Below are 23,613 nucleotides of genomic sequence, written 5' to 3'. Positions count from 1 at the left end.
CACCGGAGGTGGTGTGGGAGAAAGTCGAAACCCTGGTCGCACCCGAGCCGACGACCTCACAGCCGACGCCGGCGGAGCCGAAGAAACGTAAGCGCGGCGAGCATCGTCGGCGGCGGCGCTGGCGTCGGAAGCTGATGACGCTGGACATCCTCGGCGTCATCGTGTGGGCGTTCGTAGTGACCAAGCTGTTCGTCGCGGACTTCGACAGGATGATTCTCGCGTCTATCGCGCCGCAAGCACTGTGGGTGCTCGACCTACGGTGGCTGCTCGTCCTCGCACTCCTCGCCCTCGTGCTGCTTCTTCTGAGAGCACGCACGTTGGGCTTTGCTGTCGCATACGTCGTCGGGTTCCCCCTCGTGCTGCTGCTGTGGAAGCTGCCGAAGTTTCTCGTCGTTCGCCGCAGCGCCGTGCTGACGTCGACGTTCGCCGCGCTCGTTACAGGTGTCGCGTCGCGAGCCAGGCTGTTCATCGTCGCACTCGCCATTGCGTGCTTGTCGGGCGCGGCGATCCTGTCCGGCGACACGACTCTCATCGCCGTGGGTATCGTCGGCATGCTCGTGGCGCTCGTATGGTGGATCGTCATCACCGGAATCGACCTCCTCAACTCCAGCGCGTTCATCCGAGCACAAGCCGCGGCCATCAACTTCGTGCTCGGCAATCACCACCTCGAACGCTTCGTGACGCCCGAGCAGCCCGACCAGGTCATTCTGAAGACGTGGACCACCCAGGATGCAACCAAGTTCCGTGACACCGCCGGATACGCGGTTCTCGCGAGACGGGCGCTCCTTCTCTGGGCGAGCGCGGTCTCACAGTTCCGCCGCGCTCCTACAGCGCTACTCCTCAACGCCTGCATTTTCGTCGTGCTCTTCATCCAGCTGGTCGTCGTGTCCGCCTTCGTCAACTACGGCTTGTTCAGCATCGATCCCACTCAGTTCACGTACGCCACAAGCCCGGACTGGCTGACGTTCACCAATTACGCCGTCAGCGCCGTCGCGTTCGGTGAGATCTCCGCGCTTACCCCGGCCTTCGGATGGGCCGTCGCGGTGAAAGTGTTCATGGGCGTGCTCGGCTCCGTCGGAGTCGTCACCATCATCGGCTCGAGCTTCTTGGCGTATCGACAAGGACGCTCGGATCATGAGAGTGACGAGGCTATCGTCGCTCTACGCACGAAGGCTGACGCCCTCCGGGACCTCTCCGAGGAACAGTTCCAGATGTCCATCGAGGACCTGCAACAGAAGCTCCTGGTCACCGGGTGGGGCATGCTGAAGATCGTCGACTGGATGAGGGAGAAGACGCGGCTCGCGGACGTCGACCAGTAGGACGTCGGCGCGTTGCGAGCGGTAATCTGCGTGGGTGGGAGACTCACCCGTACGCGTATTCATCGGCTCGTCATCCGAACACCTGCAGACGGCTCGTTACCTTCAGAGCGAGATCGAGAGATTCACAGGCTGCGAAGCGACCTGCTGGGACCAGGACGTCTTCCGCCTGTCGACCTACGCGCTGGAGTCGCTCAGCAAGGCTGCGCATCAAGCCGACTTCGCTGTCCTTCTCGCCACACCAGACGACATGACTCACAAGCGCGGGCGACAGGCCCCCTCGCCACGAGACAACGTCATCTTCGAGCTCGGCCTCCTCATGGGAGTCCTCGGTCGTGAGCGCACGTTCCTCGTCGCAGACAAGGAAGACGAGAACCTCCAGCTGCCATCAGATTTCACTGGTCTGACATACGCGTGGTTCAAGTCGCGGTCCGATGGCAACATGCGTGCGACACTCAACAACTCGATGCTCGAGATCGCCAAAGAGATCACCGCTCTCGGGCCCCGGGATCGGCATCCCGGTCGTGCCGCTTCCAGCTCAGGCCATGCGCACGCATTGGAGCTCGAGCTGGACACGCTGTGCCACAACGCTGAATCCCAGGGGTGGAGGGTGAAGACCCGGTCGGTCACGACGCTACGCCTACAGGACCGCAAGGGAGTCAGGCACACTCTGTCCCTCTCGACCCCCGAACGGACTCGGGAGTCGCTCCGCGTGTTCGCCCGCGAACTCCGCGCCCACGGTCTCCGGGTGAACAGAAGCATCCGCCAGCCCATCGCGGAGTCCACGTATCAGTGAGCCCCTCGCGGGAGAGTAACTCGCCCGCGAGGGCTGCACTACCAACCCAGCCTCCACCGGGAGCCCCATGACGGGACGCCGTGCATCGGCCTCGGAAGACCCGCAGTGCTTGTACCCTGCCCACGTGCCGGACCCGCCGGCACGCAGTCTAGCCATCGCGGCGCAGGGCCCTGAGCGTGCGCGCTCCTTCGACCCATCCACACTATCGCTTCGCATCGTTATCGACGTTGCCCTATGGCGCACGCCGAAGTACAGGATCTGAGACGAGTGCATAGGCCCTCTCTCGCTGGCTCAGGCCTCGTTCCCCACCCGCGCGAAAGCAGTGCATGCACGAGCGATAACGTCGAACGGACATAGGCACCAACACGGAGGAATGACGAGCATGGCCCGCAACCGATGGACCCCACCCTCCGATGTCGATTTCTACTCCCGGATGCTGCGTTCGATCTCGGGCAAGCGATACGAGGTGTACGCCATCAGCCGCATCCTGCATCTTCTCGACGACCCGGACATCGAGATCATCACGCAGCAACCTGTGCGTCTCGACGATGGAGCCTTGGCGCTGCTCGACCTCTATCTGCCACAGTTCAGAGTCGGCATCGAGGTCGATGAACTGCACCACTTCTCCGAGGGGTCGATGGAAGCAGACAAGATCCGCGAGCAGGCCATCATGAACGTATCCCGCGGGGACATTCGACGTGTCCGCGTCGAAGATGCGGAATCTCTCACGACCCTGAAGCAGCAGGTGGATGAGCTCATCGCGGACATCCGCAAGATGAAGTCCGAAGCGCTGTCCGCGGGCACTTTCACCCCGTTTGTCTACGGCAACCGCCACAACCCGGAACACTGGCGCTCTGTCGGCACCATCACGACCGACGACGACATCCAGATGCACTCGATGGTCGACGTCTGCGCCCTGTTCGGCAAGGACGTCGCCCACTGGCAGCGGGGAGTGCTTCCTCTCTCCGTTGCGCTTCAGGTGTGGATGCCGACACTCGCCCAAGAGGGGATGTCCGCACGGAGCGACTGGAAGAACACGCTCAGCAGAGATGAGCTCACCATCGTCGAGGAACAGGTCGTGGATGGGCAATACGTGTACGACCCAAACCGGCGCAGCGTTGTCTTCGCGAAGTTCAAGGACCCGGTCTTCCTCACGCAGTATTACCGTTTCCTGGGGGTCTTCGAAATCTCCGACATCGAGTCAGCGGGAAAGAAGCGGGTGACGTACACCCGCGTTGCCGCCGAGGTGAATCTCGCCGCTCACGGCTGACCATCCTTGTGCGGGATGCGACCCATGAGTATCGGGGTGATGGCGCTCGAGTACATCTGCAATCCTCGCTCCGAGGGCTGGTGAAGAACCTCCGTCGTGACGGGAAGACCCCGGGGCGTCAGGAACCCTAGGTCGTGAGCCTCACGGTCATCCTCGTATAGCAGCCAATCGGTCACATCCAACCAGCCTGCATCGCCGAGGGCGTCGTTGTTCTCGATGCCTGCCAGTGCCCACGACAGGGGCGCGAACGTCACGGACGCCAACGTGTTGATGGCCGAGCGGGGGTCCAGAGGGAACGCCGTGAGCATCGGTCCCGTCAGTTGCGCATCGCGCCCGAGATAGACGGCCAGTTTCAGTGCTAGTCGACCGGGCAACCTCACTGGTCCCCCCGTGCGAACCTGCTCAGCAAGGTCGTGGTGCATCGTCCTGATGTTCGGGCTGATCCCCAGCATGCCAGACAGCATCGCGCGAGCGACACGGCCGGGGGCGATGGCGATAGCAGGCGCCTGCGACACGGGAACCGCCGGGATGAGGCGTCTGCTCAGTTCCGCGGTGAACGAAGCATAGGCGCGGTCGTATCGGTCGCCGGCGAAGGCGTTGCACCCTCGGCAGAGACCGCGGACCCACATCCCGCCGCGCTGCCATCGGCCGCGGACGATGCCATCGGCGTCCCTCATGAGATGCGCGCGCTCGACAGCATCGGTGTTGCCGGCGGCCTGCGGCGGAACATGAGTCTTCGATGGCGGAAGAACCTCGCCGCACACCCCGCACGACACGGGATGACGACCGGGGTTGATGAGCCCAGCGGGTCCGCCGATGTGCGACACTTGCTTGCTCTCGCCGGCCTGCGCCGGTTACATGTTCCCCCGCTGGTGGATGCCGCGCACGATGTCCAAGGTCACGCCATTCCATCCGAAGCGGAGCAGCAGTTCACGCGCGACCTCCGCGGCGATCTCTTTCGCCTCTTCCTCGCCGGTACCGGCAGCGAACGTTGCGGTGTGAGACCAGGACTCAGACGTGAACGCGTATCGCTGGTGGAACCCGCTCCTCGTCGGATCCGCGGCGACAAGTTCCCATCCGCGAGCACCGTGGAGGGAGACCACGAACTCGAACTCCTCGCTGAGGCCGATGCTCGTCTGCAACCGGCTGGCGAAGATCGCGGCTTCCGCGATGGTCAGGACGGGCATCCAGATCGGCAGGTAGGGGCCGTCACCGCCAAACCCGTCCCGGTCAGCCTCGACGTCCATGGGCAGCGCATGCAGTTCCACGAACTGCCCGGAGCGGTGCATGGACCACGTCTCCGGATGAAGCTGCAGCTGCGTCTCAGCCACCCACTCGGCACCCGGCTGAGGATTCTGGAACCATGGGAACGGCCAGCCGCGTTTGCGCACGACGTTATCGCCGACGACAGCGGCGAGCGACTCGTAGGGCACACGTTCGGCGTCGTACTGCTTCGGGCGGATACTGAACTGGAGACGGGGAACGGCGGGGAGCCCGGCTGTGATGGTGTCGGCGAGGAACGCGGTGATTTCCGCCTGGTACAGATCCTGGTCCTGCACCTCCGGTTCGACTCTCAGACCGGCCTGGCGCGCGGTGCGCAGGAACGACTGGAGCTGCTTCTCTGTGGCCAGCTGCAGCACCTCCCTGAGTTCATTCTGCGAGTGGTACGGGGTGCTCTCCGGCTTCGCCATCGACCGCGTGTAGAGCTGGCCTTTCGTGATCTTGCTCCCGTAGTCACGTGCAGCGAGCACCGGGACCTGGTCGAACTCCGCCACTTCGATGACGACGACGGGAGCACCTGATGGGAGCTCGCGCCTCTCGATACGCAGCACGAGCGGCGGGTCCGCGTACGTGTTGATCTTCGACAGCACGGTGTCCGCGTTCAGCCATTCCGCGAGCTGTTCGGCATCGAGTCCGCCGCTCCCGCCACCCGGGTCGTTGTCGACGACGCCGATGACGACGTGTCCACCATCACGCTGATTCGCCAAGGCGATGCACGCTCGAGCGACTGTTGCGACGAAGTCTTTCGCGCCGGTCGAGCCCGCCCCCTTGAACTCCACCGCACGCGTTTCCACCCCGAGTTCGACACTCGCCGCCAACTGCTCGTTGCTCAACACACGGCCACCGTATGGCACCGAGCTACGCCTTCGCCAGTTCCGCGTCGGTCCGCTCACGACACTCCAGAGATCTGGACAGAGTCCCTGCCGTCGGCTGTAGCTCTCTGGGACCATTCATACACTCGGCACATGGAATGCCCCGACGAGATCGTGCACAGAGCGCGCCAGAATATCGCGGCAGCAGACGCCCAGTCCCGAGCACCGCGCGAAGGGACCGACCCGGACGTCATCATCCGTGACTTTGTGTTCTGCGGACCCCTGGTAGACCTCGCCGGGGAGCAGTTGCGCGCCTACGCGGAGGCCGTGTCCGCCGGGCGACCGTTCCCTCTGTCCATCGCACGAAGCGCAAGATGAACGCAGATCCTGCTCACTTGTAGGATCCAGGGAACACCCCTGGATTGGATTCTCATGGCACAGCGACGCATCGTCGAGTTCATCGATGACTTGGATCAGACGACCATCGAAGACGGGGGCACCCTCACCTTCGCTCTCAATGAGACCGTGTACGAGATCGACCTGAGTTCCGCCAACGAGGACAAGCTCAGGGAGGCTCTCGCCCCCTTCATCAAGGCGGGCCGGCGCGTGCGCCCTATCAGGTCACGGCGAACGTCATCGGTGAAGAGTTCGGCTCCGCCCTCCGCAGACGAACGACGCGCGATCCGTGTCTGGGCCCGCGACAACGGCTACTCCGTAAGTGACCGAGGCCGCATAGCCGCGGACATCGTCGCCGCCTATCGGGAGGCGTGACCGCGCGGTTTCGATGATCCGCTACCGTCCCGAGTGTCTTTCTGCCTCGCGGGCTGCGTGTCATCGCTGTGCTGCATCCAGCCACTCACCGGACGGTCCGAGGAGTCTGCATCGTCGGAGGCGCCGGCCAGATAATCGTCCGGATCATTCCGCCCCATCGGACTCCTCCTTCCTCCGCGCGGGCTGCTGCGATTCCGTCAGACGCATCGTCTGCGTCTCACCGGTCAGCTGCAAGTAGCCGAGTAGGGACGAATCAGCTGGCTCGTCCTCGCTCGCCCCGGCCAGATAGTCGTCGAGTTCACGTCCCACTGTCACCACCCCATCAGTTGTGCGCTGACGACTGCCGTCAGCGCTGCCGCTGAGACCACAAGGACCGTGAAGCCCGCGGTGATCCACGTCGCCCGGTTGCTGAGGTCCCCCTCGCGAAACTCCAGCGCATCGGCCTTCTGCCGGACGATGGCGCTCAACAGCTGACCGCCGCTGACGTCCGCGTCAGCGTAGGTATCGACGAGGCGCTGCGCTCGAAGGCCGAGCCGCTTACCCGGTCGCGAAGCCGCCGTCGCGCAGAGCAACGCGATGCACCCGAGCCCCAAGGCGACGACGCCGAAGATCGCGCGCGCTGACCACAGCTGAGCAGTCGACGCAGCAATCAGAACGCCCGCTGAGACGGCGAGAAACGATGCCCTGTTCGCGATGCTGGCGGTACGCTCCGCGGCGTCGACCGTGAGTTTGTCGAGCTCGTCGTTCAGCAGCTCGATACGCAGCGCTCGGGCCCGCTGCCGCTCCCGCTTGTCCTGAGCAAGGGGATCGACGGCCTGCGGTCTTACCGCGTCGGATTTCTTCGTCATCGAGTGCAGCAACTCACAGAGGCGGAAGCTTATCCAGATTGTTCTTCGTGGTTGTGTCGGCGGTCGTCTTGAGGAACTTCTTGCCGTGCGCGGTCTTCTCGACGAACACATCCGCGCGCTGAGGGCACTTCACGAAGAACGTGTTCGTCTTGCCTTCGATGGACGCGATGACGTTGGCAACAGGCCAATCCCACTGGCCCTTCACGCCGACATCGGTGATATCGCCGTCGTCATCCTTGCGAACGTTCCTGATCTCCGAATCGGCCATCGCCATCCCCTTTGGTTCATATGCGGCGTTCCCAGTCTTGTGGGGTGGGTGCCGCTGACGGGTCCACGGCCGAGATGTTGTCTCTAACTCTGTAGTGAAGCCGTGCTCGGAGCCGTCGACCTGACGCCGGCATGCACGGTCGGCGCATCGTGCCACGGGCCGCCGCAGTACAGACATCGCGCCAACCTCCGCGCCCGAGTTTCGCGGAATCCCGCGGTTTCGGCCGCCGGGCGCTCTCCCCGTCCGGAACCCGGGAACAGGGCTTGGACATACCGAAGCGAATCCACACCCCTACCCGGAGGAGCTTCCCTTGTCCCGACGATTCCTTTCACTCACCGCGGTGCTCGCTGTCACCTTCGCCCTCGCAACCCCCGCCCCCGCTCTCGCTTCGACGACGCCCGTCGCGTGCACCGTGGGCGGGGTGGCGATACCGGACGGTGAACCCGCGCCCGAACATGTACCCACAGTCATCTCCTGCTTCGACTCGGTCAAGGAAGCGGAGCAGTTCATCGAAGACGGCGCCCCAGGTGACTACGAACAGTTGCAGCCAGAAGGCGTGACGCTGCGAGCCGCCGCGGCTACGGTCACCGTCGGCAAGATCTGGACCGGTACCTCACGTAGCGGTTCCGTACTGATCCACTGGGGCTCCGGAAGCGGTTGCTACGGCGTGACCTTTGGCTTCCCCAGCCTGGGCTCTGGGTGGAACAACAATGTCCGCTCCGCCGAAGGGTTCAACAACTGCTGGTCGTCGCAGTACGACGGCACGAGCTACTCGGGCGCGGTGCTGACATGCGCCCCGTACTGTTCGTCATTGGGGGCGCTGGCCGCGAAGACCTCGTCCATCGTCTACCGGCCGGTCGGGACCTTCGGGTGAGGCCGGGATCCTCAGCGCTCGTACGGGTGCAGACGGAGTGTTGAACACTCCATCCTTCCCGGCACGACAGCGGCTTCGCCGGTGTCGGTCACGCAGGTCGTGAACTCCGAGGGCGCGACCGCAGTGCCCGGTGTCGCGGAAAGCGGGTCTGTCTCTTCGAACGCACCCGATTCCCACATCTGAGTGCACACCGCCTCAGCGTCCTCGATGGGCACGACGCCGTCTGGCGTGGCGATACTCACCGCCGCGCCAGACAGCGTGCCATCGGGGTTGCGATATGGACCTTCCAGGCAGTGCACGATGCTCGTGTCGTCGACGGGACGCTCTTCCAGAAGAACGACACCTGCGACACCGGCACCGGCAATCACGAGCACGCTGCCGGCGATGGACAGCCGACCCCAGAGGGTCTTCCACCACACGGGACGCGATAGGTCCCGGCGCATCTGCTCGATGAGGAGATCCTGCACCTGGCTGCGGTGCGGCATTCCTTCGGAAGGTTCAGTCACGCGTTCGCCTCCTCTGCAGTGGGAGCATACTCATGAAGGGCACCACGCAGGCGAGACTTCACACGCGACAGTCGCGACTTGACCGTCCCTTCAGGGATCCCGAGGACCACGGCAGCTTCTGCCGCCGAAAGCTCCCGCATGACGCACAGAATCACGACGCTGGCGTCTCGGGTGTTCAGTTCCAGCAGTGTCTCCCGGACGCTCTCGGAGATTCGCAGCACGTCCATCGCGCGGGCGACCTCGTCGGCGTGATCCGGGACGTCCCCGTCGTGCGGGATCCGGTTCAGCAACCGCTGGTAGCGACGCCGAGAACGCAGGCTGTTCTTCGCGGCGAAGGACGTTGTCGCCAACAGCCAGGGCAGAACGGATCCGTCGACAACACGTACCTTGTCGCGCTTGCGCCACAGCTCGAAAAAGGCTGTCGCAGCGACCTCTTCGGCATCCCAGGTGGTCCGCATCAACACCAGGGACATTCGGTAGACCGGGGCCTGATGCCGGTCGTGCAGCATCCGGTATGCGGGTTCGTCGCCACGGGACAGTCGGAACAGGAGCTCGCCATCACCAGGCGTCCTGAACTCTGTAGTTTCCGGCACAGCCTCACCTCGCGCGTCACCTTCCCGTCAAGTCTATGCGGCTCGAGAAGGCTTCATCACCGCGCCAGGGGCTTCGCAGAAAGATGAGCCTCAGGCAGCGTCTGCGCCCGTGCGGTCCGCACCCAGCGCGGCCGTTCGCGCTGCGCGGGGGCTGCACTGCAGGTAGCGGTGGCATTGGGCGCGGAACGTCTCGTACGTGCCATAGCCGCAGCGAGCGGCGATCTCCGACATCGGGATGGAGGGGTTGAACGCTGCGATGGCGACCACCTGCCTCAGCCGCCGCCGGGCCAGGATCTCCGCGACACTCGGGCACCCGATGAACGCCCTATCGAGCTGCCGGCGCGAGATGAACAGTTCCCGCGCGAGCCAGGTCGGACCCACGCGCGGGTCCCGGTAGTGGTTGTCAATCAGAGCGAGGCAGCGCTCACGCAACGCGACGAAGTCAGTGGCCCTCATATGGCGTAATGTCCGGACGCCGCCTTTTGGTTCCACGAACGGCATGTGCCTCGGACGTGCACTGTGGAGTTGTTATGCGGCGCTGTCCCGCGTCACCGACGAGAGGACCTGATGGCGGCGGTGGCGTTACTCGCGAATCATCTCGTGTTCGCTCAGCTGCGAGACGAAGAGGCGTCCCAGCTCTTCCCAGTCTTCGGCCGACACCTCCGGAGAAGCGTGATGCTCCAAAGCATCCTCGACCGACCACCCGTCATATCGGATATACGGGACCGCCCAACGCTCTTCGCTCCACGCAGCACACGCGACCTGGCGGCCCTCGGACTTTCCCATGCCGATCCAGAACATGTTCCCGGGGTCGTGACCGCCGATGCTCGGGAAACGATATGCCTGCGGCCACGAACGCCACGCGTGGTTGAAAGCGAACTCGAGCGTCAACTTGCTACTCGTCACTGCGGTGACACCTTGAGCGAGGACACCGATGGCGACACCGACCACGACGTCCTTGATCTGCTGGTCTTTGGTCTGCCGCATGGTTCGACCCTACGCGGACAGCCTTAGAGATCCGCCTCGACGAAAAGCTGCGCGACGGTGACGTTCAGCACGCTGGCGAGACCGGTCAGCGTAGCCATTCGAGGATTCGACGGACCGACATCTTCTTTGCGACCAGATGCACGACCCGACTCGATGAGCTGAAGCTGATTCTTCGTGATTCCGGCCTGATAAGCGAGCGTCTCCTGTGAGAGTCCGCGGGCATTTCTCAGGCGTCGCAGAGTGACGCCCAGTCTGGCTGCCCGCTCTTCATTCCACACCTCTTCATCGTGTGCTTCAGGTCTCGAAAAACACACCCTTTATGAATGGCCTTATATTTCGGTTCCTACTGATTGGGTATCATCGTCCCGGTTCCGCGACCGCTATAGGGCGCGCTCGGGCTGGTGACGCTCTTTCGACGAGGGACCGCGCATGAACATAGCGCCCCACCCCACCCCTTAAAGGAGAGAGATCCATGAGTGCTCAGCCCGTTCACCCTGATGACTTCGTGTCCGACATCACCGTCGAGATCGGACTCGCCGTGCGCGACCGACTCGCGCAGCGCTTCCCCGGAAGGCTCCGGAAGCGCGTGCGGGACAGTCCGCTGACCACCATCCCCGGTCACACCATCTTCGTGCCGTCCTCGGAGTCGTTCACCGCGGCGTGCACTATCGAGAGCGCGTGCGACCAGATGCTCCCCATCCTCCTGCGAGATCTTCGTCACCAGCTGGACGATGCCCGCATCTCCGAAGCGTCCGCGACGTGGAGCCTCGCCTTCACATGGGACGGTCACGGTCTGTTCGACGACGGACAGTTCGTGCGCGACGGGTACCGCTTCGACGCTTATCTCCAGGTGGTTCGGGAGGCTGCCTCCTGACCGTCAGGCAAGTCCCCCGTCAGTGCGGAGGAGGTTGGTCAGGATGAGTCCGCGACGCTTCAACGCCATCTCGTCCACTCTCTCGCGTCCGCCATCCGGTGTGCGCTCTCGATAGCGCGGGTCGTCGCGACCCCAGTCTTCGATGATGAGCGCATCCGCGCCCCACCGACGGTGAACCCACGTTTCGATTGCGTCGGCGGAGTCCGCCAGGCTCGCTTGCTGGTCCGCTGCACGGACGATGACGTAGACCTGACCATCCGTGACCTTCCACGGCTCGAACCGGAAACTGCGCCCCTCGAGGGGAAAGGTTGTCGGCATGTCGACCATCACGGGGACCAGCCCATCCGGTGCGATCTCGGTGAGGACGGTGCTGGAGAAATCGAGAGGAATCACCAGTACACCGTATCGACCTCCTCACGCCCGTCAGTCGCAGATGCGGGCGGGATGTCCGAGCGGTCTACGGCATGACCCTCGAGCGGAGCCGACAGGACTGAAGTCGGTCGCGTCCGCGCCGCGTGAACTGCTCGACCCCTGGAACGCCGGCACGCGACGCGCATCGACCTGTGGTCGTCGATCTCGGGGTGGCGCTCGGACACTCTGCCCGGTATACAGGGCCTTATGAAGTGGACACCGCCACCGCTGACCGCCCGTGAGACCGCCACCGAGATTACGCTGCCGGATCAGCGCGTCGCTGTCGTCGGTGACGTCCACGGCAACTTCCGGTGGATGGACATCATCGCCCGAGCCACCCAAGTGCTTGCGCCGGACGTGACGACCATCCTGCAGCTTGGTGATTGGTGGATGGATCCGGACACCACCGACGAAGCTCTCGACGGAACGGGCATCGAGCGCATCTACGTCACCCTCGGCAACCATGAACCATGGGGTCAACTCTCCCTGTTGTTCGACGCGCACCCCGGCCGCGCCATCCGAGTCTCCGATATCACCTGGCTTCTGCCACGGCCTGCACGCATCACCATCGGCGGCCGGAGCGTGCTGTCGCTGGGCGGCGCAGTGTCCGTCGACAGAGCATGGCGTCAGGAAGGAGTCAGCTGGTGGAAGGACGAAGAGCTCACCAGTGAGCACGTGAAGGCCGCTATCGCGGGCGGTTCTGCGGACCTCATGCTCACACACGAGTCGCCGGCGCGCACGCCGGTGCGCGCGGTGCAGGAAATCCTGAGAACCAACCCCATGGGCTTTCCTGACGACGCTCTCCGGGACTCAGCCACCTCCCGCGCCAGGGTCGCAAAGGTATGGAACATCGTGTACCCGGAGCTCCTGATCCACGGCCACATGCATGCACCCGGGGGCGGTCAGACCGAGCACGGGCTGCGTGTGGCAAGCCTCGGTCAGGACGGACAACAGGGCAACCTGGGCTTCCTCGACATGCAGACACTCCGCATCGACACGCCATCACTTCGCCAGATCCGGGAAGCTGCCGGGCGATGACCTACAAGAACCCGTGGGCCGAGATCATCGGACCGTGCTACACCCCCGCCTCGTTGGCGCGGGCCCTCAGGTGGACGGAGTCCGAGGTCGCGGGCGCCGCGGCCTCACTGACAGTGCTCGAACTCCTGACCGACGAGGGGACCCTCCTCTACCCCGCCTTCCAGGTGTGGGACGGCAGGGTCGTGGCGGGCCTCCAGGCGGTCCTGCGGGTTCTGCAGACGGGCACGACCTCGAGGTGGACCTGGGCGCAATGGCTGAACACACGACCCGACGATGGCGACGGCAACGAGCTGCCGAGCAGCATTGAGAGGCTACGTGCCGGGGATCTCACCGGCGTCCTGCTCGAAGCACGCAACGACGCGTGGGCCTGGAGCAGCTGAGCCCGGAGAGCGGTCGGCTCCACCGCTGCGGGCACGAACAGCGCGTCGCCGCTGACTTCGTCAACGCCGCGAACTTCACACGAAGGCCGACATAGGAACGGACATCCTTTGACAGCCCTTTGATAGAGGTGCAACACGTTCGCAGACCGGTACATGCTCCAAGACTGGGTTGGGCGAGAGCTCCTCGTCAGAAGTTCCACGCAGAGCCGCGGCACAGCAGTCCCGTACGACCCAAGTTCCCCGAACACAGAACCCGTGTAGCCGAGTCGAGTTCTATGAGTGCGTCACTCGTAGGTGCGATGCACGTGCCAGCCGTCCACGCTCTTGAAGACATCGAAAATGAACGTCGTGCCGTCTTCGTCCGTGCCCTGGAAGCGCCAGTCGTACAGGCCGCGGTGACCGCCGCTAGGCGCGCTCCAGATCGAGTCCCGCAGCCGAGTGGGAGTGTCGGTGACCGCCCACCGGCGCCCTGCGAACACCATCCTCGCGGGAACGTCGTCGACCATCCATATGGTCGCAGGAAGGTGCGTGGTAGCAGGGCCCATGATTCGAGGATAGAACATATGTTCGAAGGTTGCTAGTCTGTCCTTGGGCCGGAGGAGGGAGCCGGCATGGGGTCGAGCAAGCGGTTGGCAGCGCACTACGACATGCGCTCCCAACATCAGGAGATCCTGCGTGCAGCTCACGCAGGCCCTCTGCAAACACTCACCGACGCGAACTCGCGCTGCGCACGCACCCCCTGACGATCTACCCGCAGCCGTACCGCCCGGTTAGAGCCTGGGTGCGATTCGGCCCGCAATCCATTCGCGTCGATGCGAAGCTAGCCCGCTCCACCCCGTTGGCGGCCGGCATCTTGTTCCGCGCCGGCGATAAGACGTTCCGATGCTGGGTATGGGGCAACGCCGTTCAGCCCCCAGAGGAAGATTGACCGGACCCGAGGGGGCATCACTACTTGACGCGACGGACGGCCCTGGAGCTGATCCCACGAAGATCCACGCCGACGCAGCTCGGCATCACGCTGCCCAAGGGCACGGAATTCAGTCGAAAACGAAGAAAGCCGCCGGGATTCCGGCGGCTTTCTTCGTTTGACCTGGGATTCCCAGTTACGGGAATGATTTTCCCGAGTTACGGGAATCCCCCCTGGTGGCGAGTGAGGGATTCGAACCCCCGAATGCTGAGCAGTCTGATTTACAGTCAGATCCCTTTGGCCGCTTGGGTAACTCGCCAGAGCGCACCCGTCCGACTTCGACAGCCAACCGGGGGCACGATAGATAATCATACCTGCCGAGGGCAGGCGTGAGAAATCGAGCGCTCAGCTCCCGAAGACGCCCCGGTCGGGGTCGGCCAGGGACTCCGGAGTCCGAAGCAGGCCGCCCTCGGCGCGGCAGGTCGCGGCCGCCACATCCATCGCTCGACCGAGCAGCTCCTGCCACCCGTCGACGTCAGACGGCGTGCCGCTCGCCAGTCCCGCCGCCACAGCCGCGAGGGTCGCATCGCCGGCGCCGACGGTGTCGACGACGCGTCCTGGCAGCGTCGAGATGGGCGCCGTCACGATTCCGGCATCCGACTCGAGGGCCGCACCGTCGGCCCCCGCGGTCGCGAGGACGGCGCTGACCCCGAGCGAGCGCAACCGGGCCCTGAGGGCGTCGAGATCGCCGTCGTAGAGAAGCGAGGCGTCGTCGGCACCGACCTTGACGATCGACGCGCCCGCAGCCGCGCGCTCAAAGCCGCGCACGAACTCGGCACGATCACTCAGCATCCCCGAACGCGGGTTCGGGTCGACAGCGAGACGAGCATCGCCGACGGCCTCGAGCAGCGCATCGACCTCAGCAGGCACATCGAACGGGAAGCAGCTGACGGCCACGAGTCCCGAATCGGCGATCGCGTCGACTGCCTCATCGGAATAGCGGATGCTGCGCTTCTGCGCCGCCTCGTTGAAGACGTAGACGGGCTCGCCGTCTGCGCCGCGCTGCACGATCGCCCGGGACGAGCCCATCGGCGCCTCACTCGCGATCAGCCGCACGTCGTGATCGTCGAGGTACTCGCGGATGTGTGCACCCGCTTCGTCTTCTCCGACCATCGCGATCAGTGTCGTCGGCACACCCAAACGGCGAAGCCCGACAGCGACGTTCAGCGCTGCGCCGCCGACCAGCTCTCGCACACCGCCGACATCGTGGATCTCGTCGATCAGCGCGTCTCCGACGACGACTGCACCGTGCACACGGGGGGAAGCATCACTCATTCTGCCGACACTACCGCGCGAGCGGCTTCTGTGACGGTACGGTCAGCCTCCCGGCGTGGACAGCGCGCAGCGCTACCGTGAGCGCATGAACGCTCGAATCGCCGCCGGAGCTGCGGCTCTCCTGCTCGTCGCAGTGCTCGCCGGCTGCGGTTCCGGGCCCACGGAATCCGGATCCGGCTCGTCGCCCGATCCGTCTGCGAGTGCCGGCCCTGAGGGTTCCGAGAGCCCCTCACCCTCGGCCTCCCCCACGCCGACGGCCACGCCGATCGTGCTGCCGACGGACTGCCGCGCGATCCTGTCGGAAGACGTGCTCGCGCAGCTCGACGGCGTTCCCCTGAACGATGCTGCCTTCGGCGCCTCCGGAGTAGACGACGAGGGCACGCTGACGTGCATCTGGGCGGACCCGAAGGCCGACACCACCCGTCTCGTCACGACGCTCTCTCTCATGAACCGGGGGCCGGCGCTCGACATGCTCAACGCTCTCGTCGCCGAGGAGGGCTTCACGTGCTTCACCCCCGACGGCGGAACCCGGTGCGAGAAGACCTGGCCGAACGAGCAGTACCCCGTGACGGACGGCCGCACCCTGTTCTGGCGCGACGACATCCTCATCGATACCCAGTACTCGAACCTGGCCCCCGAGGGTTACACCTCGAGCATCGTCGCGCACCTCTTCGACTGATGGCATCCGGATACGAAGAAGGCCCCGGGCGATCGCCCGGGGCCTTCTCACTCACTCAGTACGTCAGTTGTACGTACCCGGCGTGATGTCGTCCGTCGAGAACGCGTCGAAGTCGACGTAGCCGAAGTCGCCGTCAGCGTACGCGCCGTCGGATGCGAAGATCCGGTTCGGGTAGCGCTCGCTCTTGGCTTCCTCGGTGGCCTCGACCGTGACGTCGCGGTACTTCGAGAGACCGGTTCCGGCGGGGATGAGCTTACCGATGATGACGTTCTCCTTGAGACCGACCAGCGGGTCGCGCTTGCCCTGCATCGCAGCCTCGGTGAGCACGCGGGTCGTCTCCTGGAAGGAGGCGGCCGACAGCCACGACTCGGTCGCGAGCGACGCCTTCGTGATACCCATCAGCTCCGAACGGCCCGACGCGGGGCGCTTGCCCTCTGCCACAGCCTCGCGGTTGATCGCCTGGTAGCGCTTGAGGTCGACCATCTCACCCGGAAGCAGGGTCGTGTCGGCGTGATCGACGACGGTGACCTTGCGGAGCATCTGACGGACGATGACCTCGATGTGCTTGTCGTGGATCGGCACACCCTGCGAGCGGTACACGCCCTGGACGCCACCGACGAGGTAACGCTGCACCTCGCGGGCACCCATGACACGCATGACCTCCTTGGGGTCGAGCGTTCCGACCAGGAGCGGCTGACCGACGCTGACGTGCTGACCGTCCTCGACCAGAAGCGTCGCACGCTTCAGGACCGGGTAGATCACTTCCTCGTCACCGTTGTCGGGCGTCAGGATGAGCCTCTTGGCCCTGTCCGTCTCGTCGATCGTGATGCGACCGTCGGCCTCTGCGATCGGCGACGCAGCCTTGGGGGTACGCGCCTCGAAGAGCTCCTGCACGCGGGGCAGACCCTGCGTGATGTCATCGGCCGAAGCCGAACCACCGGTGTGGAAGGTACGCATCGTCAGCTGGGTACCGGGCTCACCGATCGACTGGGCCGCGATGATGCCGACGGCCTCTCCGATGTCGACGGTCTTACCCGTCGCGAGCGAACGGCCGTAGCACTGTGCGCAGACACCGACAGCGGAGTCACAGGTCAGGACCGAGCGCACCTTGATGCTCTCGACCCCCAGTGCGACCAGCTTGTCGATGAGCACGTCACCCACGTCGTCACCGGCAGAAGCGAGAACCTCGCCCTTGCTGTCGACCACGTCGGAGGCCAGCGTACGTGCGAACACCGAGTTCTCGACGTTCGCATCGCGCACCAGCTCGCCCTGCGAGTTCGGAGCGGCGATCGGGAGCTCGAGGCCCTTCGACGTGCCGCAGTCCTCTTCGCGGATGATGACGTCCTGCGAGACATCCACCAGACGACGGGTCAGGTAACCCGAGTCGGCGGTACGCAGAGCGGTGTCGGCCAGACCCTTACGGGTACCGTGCGTCGCGATGAAGTACTCCGCCACCGACAGTCCCTCGCGGTACGAGGAGATGATCGGACGCGGGATGATCTCACCCTTGGGGTTGTTGACGAGACCACGCATACCGGCGATGTTCCGGATCTGCAGCCAGTTACCACGAGCACCGGACGACACCATGCGGTTGATGGTGTTGTCCTCGGGGAAGTTCGCCCGCATCGCGGCCTGAACCTCGTCGGTCGCCTCGGTCCAGATCTTGATGAGCTCCTGGCGACGCTCGGTGTCGGTCGTCAGGCCCTTCTCGTACTGGGACTGGACCTTCGCGGCCTGCTTCTCGTAGCCGGCGACGATCTCCGCCTTGTTCGGCGGCGTCAGGATGTCGCTCAGAGCGACGGTCACACCCGAGCGCGTGGCCCAGTAGAAACCGGCGTCCTTGATGCGGTCCAGCGACGCAGCCGTCTCGACCTTGGGGTATTCCTCGGCCAGCTTGTTGACGATCTGCGACAGCTTGTTCTTGTCAGCCTGCTCGCGGACGAACGGGTATCCCTTGGGCAGCGTGTCGTTGAAGATCGCCTGACCGAGCGATGCGTCGACGAGACCGTGACGCTCGTAGCCCTCGGGAGCTTCGCCCTCGAGGAACGTCAGACCCGGGATGCGGATGCGGACCTTGGCCTGCAGGTCGAGGGTTCCCTCGTCCTTCGCCAGGATCGCCTCGCCCACCGAACCGAATGCACGACCCTCACCGGCTGCGCCCGCCTTGACCGTGGTCAGGTGGTGCAGACCGATGATCATGTCCTGCGAAGGCAGGGTGACCGGGCGGCCGTCGGACGGCTTCAGGATGTTGTTCGACGCGAGCATCAGCACGCGGGCCTCGGCCTGAGCCTCGACCGACAGCGGCAGGTGGACAGCCATCTGGTCGCCGTCGAAGTCGGCGTTGAACGCCGCGCAGACGAGCGGGTGCAGCTGGATGGCCTTGCCCTCGACGAGCTGAGGCTCGAAGGCCTGGATGCCCAGCCGGTGCAGGGTGGGTGCACGGTTGAGCAGCACGGGACGCTCGCGGATGATCTCCTCGAGCACGTCCCAGACCTCGGGACGCGTGCGCTCGACAGCGCGCTTGGCTGCCTTGATGTTCTGCGAGTGACCGAGGTCGATCAGGCGCTTGATGACGAACGGCTTGAAGAGCTCCAGAGCCATCTGCTTGGGCAGACCGCACTGGTGCAGCTTCAGCTGCGGACCGACGATGATGACCGAACGTCCGGAGTAGTCGACACGCTTTCCGAGCAGGTTCTGACGGAAGCGACCCTGCTTACCCTTCAGCATGTCGCTGAGGGACTTCAGGGCGCGGTTGCCGGTACCGGTGACGGGACGACCACGGCGACCGTTGTCGAACAGTGCGTCGACGGCCTCCTGCAGCATCCGCTTCTCGTTGTTGACGATGATCTCGGGGGCACCGAGGTCGATCAGACGACGAAGACGGTTGTTGCGGTTGATCACACGACGGTAGAGGTCGTTGAGGTCGGAGGTCGCGAAGCGGCCACCGTCGAGCTGCACCATCGGGCGCAGCTCCGGCGGGATCACCGGGACGACGTCCAGAACCATGGCGGCCGGGCTCATGCCGGTCTCCAGGAACGAGTTGACGACCTTCAGACGCTTGATCGCGCGGATCTTGCGCTGGCCCTTGCCCTCGGAGATCTGCAGGTGCAGGCTCTCGGCCTCGGCGGCCAGGTCGAACGCCGCGAGACGACGCTGGATCGACTCGGCGCCCATGTAGGCCTCGAAGTACTGACCGAAGCGGTCCTGGAGCTCGTGGAAGACGTCGTCTTCCGGACGCAGTGCGCCGACCTCGAGGGTGCGGAAGTCTTCCCACACGCGCTCGAGCTTGGCGATCGCCTCGTCGGCACCCTTGCGGATGAGCGACATCTCCTTCTCGGCGGCGTCCTTGACCTTCTTCTTCGCGTCGGCCTTGGCGCCCTCGGCCTCGAGGGAAGCGAGCTCCTCCTCCAGGCGAGCCAGGCGCTCGGCGATCTTCGCGTCGCGACGGTCTCCGAGCGTCTTCAGCTCGAGACGGATGTTGTTCTCCTGCGTGCCCAGGTCGCGGTGACGAGCATCCTCGTCGACCGAGATGACCATGTAGGCGGCGAAGTAGATGACCTTCTCGAGGTCCTTCGGCGCCATGTCGAGCAGGTAGCCCAGACGCGAGGGAACACCCTTGAAGTACCAGATGTGGGTGACGGGAGCGGCGAGCTCGATGTGACCCATGCGCTCACGACGGACCGAGGACTTGGTGACCTCGACGCCGCAGCGCTCGCAGACGATGCCCTTGAAGCGGACACGCTTGTACTTTCCGCAGGCGCACTCCCAGTCGCGGGACGGGCCGAAGATCTGCTCTCCGAAGAGACCGTCCTTCTCCGGCTTCAGGGTGCGGTAGTTGATGGTTTCAGGCTTCTTGACCTCGCCGTAGGACCAGGCGCGGATGTGGTCCGCGGTGGCCAGGCCGATGCGAAGCTCATCGAAAGTGTTTGACTCGAGCACAAATTCTCCTGTGTAGGAATTCTTTTTGAAGAAATCGGGGGCTTCGACAGGCTCAGCGACGCAGGGGTCCCTGAGCCTGTCGAAGGGTTAGATCTCGTCGATCGAGGCGGCCTCGAAGCGGCTGGAGATGTTGATGCCGAGCTCTTCCGCAGCGCGGAAGGCCTCGTCGTCCGTGTCACGCAGGTTGACGAGCGTGCCGTCAGCCGAGAGGACCTCGACGTTCAGGCAGAGCGACTGCATCTCCTTCATGAGCACCTTGAAGGACTCGGGGATGCCGGGCTCCTGGATGTTCTCGCCCTTGACGATGGCCTCGTACACCTTGACGCGGCCGAGGATGTCGTCGGACTTGATCGTGAGGAGCTCCTGGAGCGCGTATGCGGCACCGTAGGCCTCGAGGGCCCACACCTCCATCTCACCGAATCGCTGGCCACCGAACTGCGCCTTACCACCGAGCGGCTGCTGGGTGATCATCGAGTACGGACCGGTCGAACGCGCGTGGATCTTGTCGTCGACCAGGTGGTGCAGCTTCAGGATGTACATGTAGCCCACCGAGATCGGCGCCGGGAACGGCTCGCCGGAGCGGCCGTCGAACATCTGGGCCTTTCCGCTGGAGTCGATCAGGCGGACACCGTCGCGGGTCGGGATGGTCGCGTCGAGGAGACCTGCGATCTCCTCCTCGCTCGCACCGTCGAACACCGGGGTGGCGACCTTGGTGCCGGGCGCGGCCTCGAACGCATCCTTCGGGAGCTTCGTAGCCCACTCGGGGGTGCCCTCGACCTTCCAGCCCTGCTTCGCGATCCACCCGAGGTGGGTCTCGAGCACCTGGCCGAAGTTCATTCGACCCGGGATACCGAGCGGGTTCAGCACGATGTCGACCGGAGTTCCGTCCGCGAGGAACGGCATGTCCTCGATCGGGAGGATCTTCGCGATGACACCCTTGTTGCCGTGACGACCGGCGAGCTTGTCACCCTCGGTGATCTTGCGCTTCTGGGCGATGTAGACCACGACGCGGCGGTTGACGCCCGAGCCGAGCTCGTCGTCGCCGTCCTCGGCGTTGAACTCCTTGACGGCGATGATCGTGCCCTGCTCACCGTGGGGCACCTTCAGGGAGGTGTCACGGACCTCGCGGCTCTTCTCGTTGAAGATCGCGCGGAGCAGACGCTCCTCAGCCGACAGCTCGGTCTCGCCCTTCGGCGTGACCTTGCCGACGAGGATGTCGCCGGGGCGGACCTCGGCACCGATGCGGATGATGCCGCGCTCGTCGAGATCCTTCAGCAGCTCAGGGCTGACGTTGGGGAGGTCACGGGTGATCTCCTCCTTGCCGAGCTTCGTGTCGCGGGCGTCGACCTCGTATTCCTCGATGTGGATCGAGGAGAGGGTGTCGTCCTTCACGAGGTCCTGGCTGAGGATGATCGCGTCCTCGAAGTTGTAGCCTTCCCACGTCATGAACGCGACGAGGAGGTTCTTTCCGAGTGCCAGCTCGCCGTTCTCGGTGGCGGGGCCATCGGCGATGACCTCTCCGACCTCGACGCGGTCGCCCTCGTTGACGACGACCTTCTGGTTGTACGACGTGCCCTGGTTGGAGCGGTCGAACTTACGCAGGTGGTAGTCCTGCGTGCCGCCCTCGTCGAGCATGACGGTGACGCGGTCTGCCGAGACCTCGGTGACGACACCCGGCTTCTCAGCCGTGAGCACGTCGCCGGCGTCGATAGCCGTGTAGCCCTCCATACCGGTTCCGACGAGCGGCGAGTCGCTGCGCAGCAGCGGCACAGCCTGACGCTGCATGTTGGCGCCCATGAGCGCGCGCTGTGCGTCGTCGTGCTCGAGGAACGGCACGAGCGAGGTCGCGACCGACACCATCTGGCGCGGCGAGACATCGATGTAGCCGATCTCCTCGGGGAGGAAGAGATCCACCTCACCGTTACCGCCCTTGGGGCGTGCGAGGACGTGGCTCTCGCGGAAGCGACCGTTCTTGTCGAGCGGGGCGTTCGCCTGCGCGATGTTGAAGTCGACCTCTTCGGACGCGGTCAGGTAATCGATGTGCTCGGTGACGATGCCACCCTCGACCTTGCGGTACGGGGTCTCGATGAAACCGAACGAGTTGATGCGCGCGAAGGTCGCGAGAGCACCGATCAGACCGATGTTCGGGCCTTCAGGGGTCTCGATGGGGCACATGCGGCCGTAGTGCGACGGGTGGACGTCACGGACCTCGACACCTGCGCGGTCACGGCTCAGACCACCGGGGCCGAGAGCCGAGAGACGGCGCTTGTTGGTCAGACCCGCGAGCGGGTTGTTCTGATCCATGAACTGCGAGAGCTGCGAGGTTCCGAAGAACTCCTTGATCGCTGCGACGACGGGGCGCACGTTGATCAGGGTCTGCGGCGTGATCGCCTCGATGTCCTGCGTGGTCATGCGCTCGCGGACGACGCGCTCCATGCGGGAGAGACCGGTGCGGACCTGGTTCTGGATCAGCTCGCCGACCGCACGGATGCGACGGTTGCCGAAGTTGTCGATGTCATCGGTCGCGATGCGGATGTCGGCCTTCTTGCCCGAGCGGATGCCGGGGAAGGTCTCTTCCGTGCCTGCGTGCAGACGCACGAGGTACTTGATCGTGGCGACGATGTCCTGAACCGTGAGGACCGAGTCGGTCAGCGGTGCGTCGAGACCGAGCTTGTGGTTGATCTTGTAGCGACCCACCTTCGCCAGGTCGTAGCGCTTCGGGTTGAAGTAGAAGTTGTCGAGCAGCGCACGCGCGGCCTCGGCGGCGACCTGCTCGCCCGGACGCAGCTTGCGGTAGATGTCGCGAAGCGCATCTTCCTTCGTGACGATGGTGTCCTTCGCGAGCGTCTCCTCGATCGAGGTGTAGCCGGCGAACTCCGTGAGGATCTCCTCGCTGGTCATGCCCAGCGCCTTGAGGAACACGGTGACGGACTGCTTGCGCTTGCGGTCGACGCGGACGCCGACCTGGTCGCGCTTGTCGATCTCGAACTCGAGCCATGCACCACGGCTCGGGATGACGCGCGCCGACACGATGTCCTTGTCGGACGTCTTGTCGGGGGTCTTGTCGAAGTAGACACCGGGCGAACGCACGAGCTGCGAGACGACGACGCGCTCGGAGCCGTTGATGATGAACGTTCCCTTGTCGGTCTGCAGCGGGAAGTCGCCCATGAAGACCGTCTGGGTCTTGATCTCACCCGTGAGGTGGTTCATGAACTCGGCCTCGACGTACAGCGGAGCGGCGTAGGTCTTGCCACGCTCCTTGCACTCCTCGATCGAGTACTTCTCCGGCTCGAGGTACGGGTTCGTGAACGACAGCTGCATCGTCTCGCCGAGGTCCTCGATCGGGGAGATCTCCTCGAAGATCTCGCCGAGGCCGCTGTTCTCGTTCACGTCTGTGCGGCCGGCCTTCTTGGCCTCTGCGACACGAGCCTTCCAGGCGTCGTTGCCGACGAGCCAGCCGAAGGATTCGGTCTGCAGAGCGAGAAGGTCAGGGACCGTCAGCGTGTCGGAGATCTTGGCGAACGAAAGACGGGATGCTCCGCGTCCGTTCTTAGTGGTGGTGGTGGTGGATGCGTTGCGAGCAGCAGCCAAGGGAATAACCTCCGTGAGCCCCGCAGGGCTTCTCGATTCCTTTGTCGTCAGGTGAGTGTGCGCCCGGATGCTCAACGAAATGCCGACCACCATATGAGGGCAGGGAGAAGCGAGCGCAACTACCAACTATACGCGCG

Annotated in this window: 23 protein-coding genes and 1 tRNA gene; 9 read left to right on the top strand and 15 right to left on the bottom strand. The window is 64.6% G+C overall.

Translation table 11 applies throughout. From position 1 onward, the window contains the following. Nucleotides 1–134 precede the first annotated feature (134 nt). The 3 genes from ACIOU8_RS09075 to ACIOU8_RS09065 all read left to right on the top strand — a co-directional run bounded on the left by ACIOU8_RS09075 (nt 135) and on the right by ACIOU8_RS09065 (nt 3,382). Entirely contained in the window at nt 135–1,319 is a 1,185-nt protein-coding gene (locus tag ACIOU8_RS09075) for a hypothetical protein (RefSeq protein ID WP_400788320.1), read from the top strand. Nucleotides 1,320–1,353: 34 nt separating this feature from the next. Next, nucleotides 1,354–2,112 (top strand): TIR domain-containing protein, encoded by a 759-nt coding sequence (locus ACIOU8_RS09070; RefSeq protein WP_400788319.1) that lies wholly within the window; start codon nt 1,354–1,356, stop codon nt 2,110–2,112. 382 nt (nt 2,113–2,494) lie between these two features. Then, complete coding sequence (locus ACIOU8_RS09065; protein ID WP_400788317.1) at nt 2,495–3,382, top strand: AbaSI family restriction endonuclease; 888 nt, start codon at nt 2,495–2,497, stop codon at nt 3,380–3,382. On the opposite strand, the gene ACIOU8_RS09060 is transcribed toward ACIOU8_RS09065, so the two are convergent. Both ACIOU8_RS09060 and ACIOU8_RS09055 read right to left on the bottom strand, forming a co-directional pair. Further along, nucleotides 3,373–4,059, bottom strand: coding sequence for a hypothetical protein (locus ACIOU8_RS09060; protein ID WP_400788315.1), 687 nt, complete (start codon nt 4,057–4,059; stop codon nt 3,373–3,375). The two genes, ACIOU8_RS09065 and ACIOU8_RS09060, sit on opposite strands and share 10 nt — an antisense overlap. 177 nt (nt 4,060–4,236) lie before the next feature. Then, nucleotides 4,237–5,496, bottom strand: coding sequence for a helix-turn-helix domain-containing protein (locus ACIOU8_RS09055; RefSeq protein ID WP_400788314.1), 1,260 nt, complete (start codon nt 5,494–5,496; stop codon nt 4,237–4,239). 411 nt (nt 5,497–5,907) lie between these two features. Here ACIOU8_RS09055 and ACIOU8_RS09050 point away from each other — a divergent pair, with 411 nt between their 5' ends. Beyond that, nucleotides 5,908–6,246 (top strand): Lsr2 family protein, encoded by a 339-nt coding sequence (locus tag ACIOU8_RS09050; RefSeq protein ID WP_400788311.1) that lies wholly within the window; start codon nt 5,908–5,910, stop codon nt 6,244–6,246. 311 nt (nt 6,247–6,557) lie between these two features. On the opposite strand, the gene ACIOU8_RS09045 is transcribed toward ACIOU8_RS09050, so the two are convergent. Together ACIOU8_RS09045 and ACIOU8_RS09040 are read right to left on the bottom strand one after the other, a co-directional pair. After that, complete coding sequence (locus ACIOU8_RS09045) at nt 6,558–7,106, bottom strand: hypothetical protein (protein WP_400788309.1); 549 nt, start codon at nt 7,104–7,106, stop codon at nt 6,558–6,560. Between the two features lies 1 nt (nt 7,107). Beyond that, nucleotides 7,108–7,362, bottom strand: coding sequence for a DUF3892 domain-containing protein (locus ACIOU8_RS09040; RefSeq protein WP_400788307.1), 255 nt, complete (start codon nt 7,360–7,362; stop codon nt 7,108–7,110). A 340-nt stretch (nt 7,363–7,702) separates the two neighbouring features. Between ACIOU8_RS09040 and ACIOU8_RS09035 the strand changes: the two genes are divergently transcribed. Further along, nucleotides 7,703–8,236 (top strand): hypothetical protein, encoded by a 534-nt coding sequence (locus tag ACIOU8_RS09035; protein ID WP_400788306.1) that lies wholly within the window; start codon nt 7,703–7,705, stop codon nt 8,234–8,236. A gap of 11 nt (nt 8,237–8,247) precedes the next feature. On the opposite strand, the gene ACIOU8_RS09030 is transcribed toward ACIOU8_RS09035, so the two are convergent. From ACIOU8_RS09030 to ACIOU8_RS09010, 5 genes are all read right to left on the bottom strand, one after another. Continuing rightward, nucleotides 8,248–8,742 carry a hypothetical protein gene (locus tag ACIOU8_RS09030; RefSeq protein ID WP_400788304.1) on the bottom strand — a complete coding sequence of 165 codons (495 nt, stop codon included), beginning with the start codon at nt 8,740–8,742 and terminating at the stop codon, nt 8,248–8,250. Continuing rightward, nucleotides 8,739–9,251 carry an RNA polymerase sigma factor gene (locus tag ACIOU8_RS09025; RefSeq protein ID WP_400788301.1) on the bottom strand — a complete coding sequence of 171 codons (513 nt, stop codon included), beginning with the start codon at nt 9,249–9,251 and terminating at the stop codon, nt 8,739–8,741. The genes ACIOU8_RS09030 and ACIOU8_RS09025 overlap by 4 nt, the downstream gene beginning before the upstream one ends. A gap of 174 nt (nt 9,252–9,425) precedes the next feature. Further along, entirely contained in the window at nt 9,426–9,791 is a 366-nt protein-coding gene (locus tag ACIOU8_RS09020) for a helix-turn-helix domain-containing protein (RefSeq protein ID WP_400788299.1), read from the bottom strand. A 126-nt stretch (nt 9,792–9,917) separates the two neighbouring features. Further along, on the bottom strand, nt 9,918–10,322 hold the full coding sequence (locus ACIOU8_RS09015) for a hypothetical protein (protein ID WP_400788297.1): 405 nt from the start codon (nt 10,320–10,322) through the stop codon (nt 9,918–9,920). 23 nt (nt 10,323–10,345) lie between these two features. Next, complete coding sequence (locus tag ACIOU8_RS09010; protein ID WP_400788295.1) at nt 10,346–10,600, bottom strand: helix-turn-helix domain-containing protein; 255 nt, start codon at nt 10,598–10,600, stop codon at nt 10,346–10,348. A 194-nt stretch (nt 10,601–10,794) separates the two neighbouring features. On the opposite strand from ACIOU8_RS09010, the gene ACIOU8_RS09005 reads away from it, so the two are divergent. Then, a complete protein-coding gene (locus ACIOU8_RS09005; RefSeq protein ID WP_400788293.1) occupies nt 10,795–11,196 on the top strand; it encodes a hypothetical protein in 402 nt (133 codons plus the stop codon). A gap of 3 nt (nt 11,197–11,199) precedes the next feature. Here the strand turns inward: ACIOU8_RS09005 and ACIOU8_RS09000 are convergent, their stop codons facing one another. Then, the gene (locus ACIOU8_RS09000) at nt 11,200–11,589 is read right to left on the bottom strand and encodes a hypothetical protein (protein ID WP_400788291.1); all 390 of its coding nucleotides are present in this window, start codon (nt 11,587–11,589) and stop codon (nt 11,200–11,202) included. Nucleotides 11,590–11,814: 225 nt separating this feature from the next. Here ACIOU8_RS09000 and ACIOU8_RS08995 point away from each other — a divergent pair, with 225 nt between their 5' ends. Together ACIOU8_RS08995 and ACIOU8_RS08990 are read left to right on the top strand one after the other, a co-directional pair. Next, complete coding sequence (locus ACIOU8_RS08995; RefSeq protein WP_400788289.1) at nt 11,815–12,645, top strand: metallophosphoesterase; 831 nt, start codon at nt 11,815–11,817, stop codon at nt 12,643–12,645. Further along, on the top strand, nt 12,642–13,025 hold the full coding sequence (locus tag ACIOU8_RS08990) for a hypothetical protein (protein WP_400788287.1): 384 nt from the start codon (nt 12,642–12,644) through the stop codon (nt 13,023–13,025). Before ACIOU8_RS08995 ends, ACIOU8_RS08990 begins: the two co-directional genes overlap by 4 nt. Before the next feature lie 284 nt (nt 13,026–13,309). On the opposite strand, the gene ACIOU8_RS08985 is transcribed toward ACIOU8_RS08990, so the two are convergent. The 3 genes from ACIOU8_RS08985 to ACIOU8_RS08975 form a co-directional block, all read right to left on the bottom strand. Next, nucleotides 13,310–13,570 carry a hypothetical protein gene (locus tag ACIOU8_RS08985; protein WP_400788285.1) on the bottom strand — a complete coding sequence of 87 codons (261 nt, stop codon included), beginning with the start codon at nt 13,568–13,570 and terminating at the stop codon, nt 13,310–13,312. Between the two features lie 596 nt (nt 13,571–14,166). Beyond that, nucleotides 14,167–14,251, bottom strand: a tRNA-Tyr gene (locus ACIOU8_RS08980). Between the two features lie 86 nt (nt 14,252–14,337). Then, entirely contained in the window at nt 14,338–15,267 is a 930-nt protein-coding gene (locus ACIOU8_RS08975; RefSeq protein WP_400788283.1) for a PfkB family carbohydrate kinase, read from the bottom strand. Between the two features lie 85 nt (nt 15,268–15,352). On the opposite strand from ACIOU8_RS08975, the gene ACIOU8_RS08970 reads away from it, so the two are divergent. Further along, nucleotides 15,353–15,946 carry a hypothetical protein gene (locus ACIOU8_RS08970; protein ID WP_400788281.1) on the top strand — a complete coding sequence of 198 codons (594 nt, stop codon included), beginning with the start codon at nt 15,353–15,355 and terminating at the stop codon, nt 15,944–15,946. A gap of 63 nt (nt 15,947–16,009) precedes the next feature. Here the strand turns inward: ACIOU8_RS08970 and rpoC are convergent, their stop codons facing one another. Both rpoC and ACIOU8_RS08960 read right to left on the bottom strand, forming a co-directional pair. Then, nucleotides 16,010–19,885, bottom strand: a complete 3,876-nt coding sequence (rpoC, locus tag ACIOU8_RS08965) for a DNA-directed RNA polymerase subunit beta' (protein ID WP_400788279.1) — start codon at nt 19,883–19,885, stop codon at nt 16,010–16,012. An 87-nt stretch (nt 19,886–19,972) separates the two neighbouring features. After that, nucleotides 19,973–23,476 carry a DNA-directed RNA polymerase subunit beta gene (locus ACIOU8_RS08960; protein WP_400788277.1) on the bottom strand — a complete coding sequence of 1,168 codons (3,504 nt, stop codon included), beginning with the start codon at nt 23,474–23,476 and terminating at the stop codon, nt 19,973–19,975. Nucleotides 23,477–23,613: the final 137 nt, after the last annotated feature.

It is taken from the genome of Microbacterium sp. NPDC087589 (genome assembly GCF_044743635.1).
GTDB lineage: Bacteria > Actinomycetota > Actinomycetes > Actinomycetales > Microbacteriaceae > Microbacterium.
Note: the sequence above shows the minus strand (reverse complement) of the source record. Positions and strands in the feature narration are given on the sequence as shown.

Coding starts and splice junctions, on each gene's coding strand:
- ACIOU8_RS08975 (WP_400788283.1), bottom strand. CDS start 15,267: ATGAGTGATGCTTCCCCCCGTGTGCACGGTGCAGTCGTCGTCGGAGAC.
- ACIOU8_RS09065 (WP_400788317.1), top strand. CDS start 2,495: ATGGCCCGCAACCGATGGACCCCACCCTCCGATGTCGATTTCTACTCC.
- ACIOU8_RS09020 (WP_400788299.1), bottom strand. CDS start 9,791: ATGAGGGCCACTGACTTCGTCGCGTTGCGTGAGCGCTGCCTCGCTCTG.
- ACIOU8_RS09040 (WP_400788307.1), bottom strand. CDS start 7,362: ATGGCCGATTCGGAGATCAGGAACGTTCGCAAGGATGACGACGGCGAT.
- ACIOU8_RS09005 (WP_400788293.1), top strand. CDS start 10,795: ATGAGTGCTCAGCCCGTTCACCCTGATGACTTCGTGTCCGACATCACC.
- ACIOU8_RS09075 (WP_400788320.1), top strand. CDS start 135: ATGACGCTGGACATCCTCGGCGTCATCGTGTGGGCGTTCGTAGTGACC.
- ACIOU8_RS09015 (WP_400788297.1), bottom strand. CDS start 10,322: ATGCGGCAGACCAAAGACCAGCAGATCAAGGACGTCGTGGTCGGTGTC.
- ACIOU8_RS08985 (WP_400788285.1), bottom strand. CDS start 13,570: ATGGGCCCTGCTACCACGCACCTTCCTGCGACCATATGGATGGTCGAC.
- ACIOU8_RS08970 (WP_400788281.1), top strand. CDS start 15,353: ATGAACGCTCGAATCGCCGCCGGAGCTGCGGCTCTCCTGCTCGTCGCA.
- ACIOU8_RS09060 (WP_400788315.1), bottom strand. CDS start 4,059: ATGAGGGACGCCGATGGCATCGTCCGCGGCCGATGGCAGCGCGGCGGG.
- ACIOU8_RS09025 (WP_400788301.1), bottom strand. CDS start 9,251: ATGCTGCACGACCGGCATCAGGCCCCGGTCTACCGAATGTCCCTGGTG.
- ACIOU8_RS08990 (WP_400788287.1), top strand. CDS start 12,642: ATGACCTACAAGAACCCGTGGGCCGAGATCATCGGACCGTGCTACACC.
- ACIOU8_RS09050 (WP_400788311.1), top strand. CDS start 5,908: ATGGCACAGCGACGCATCGTCGAGTTCATCGATGACTTGGATCAGACG.
- ACIOU8_RS08995 (WP_400788289.1), top strand. CDS start 11,815: ATGAAGTGGACACCGCCACCGCTGACCGCCCGTGAGACCGCCACCGAG.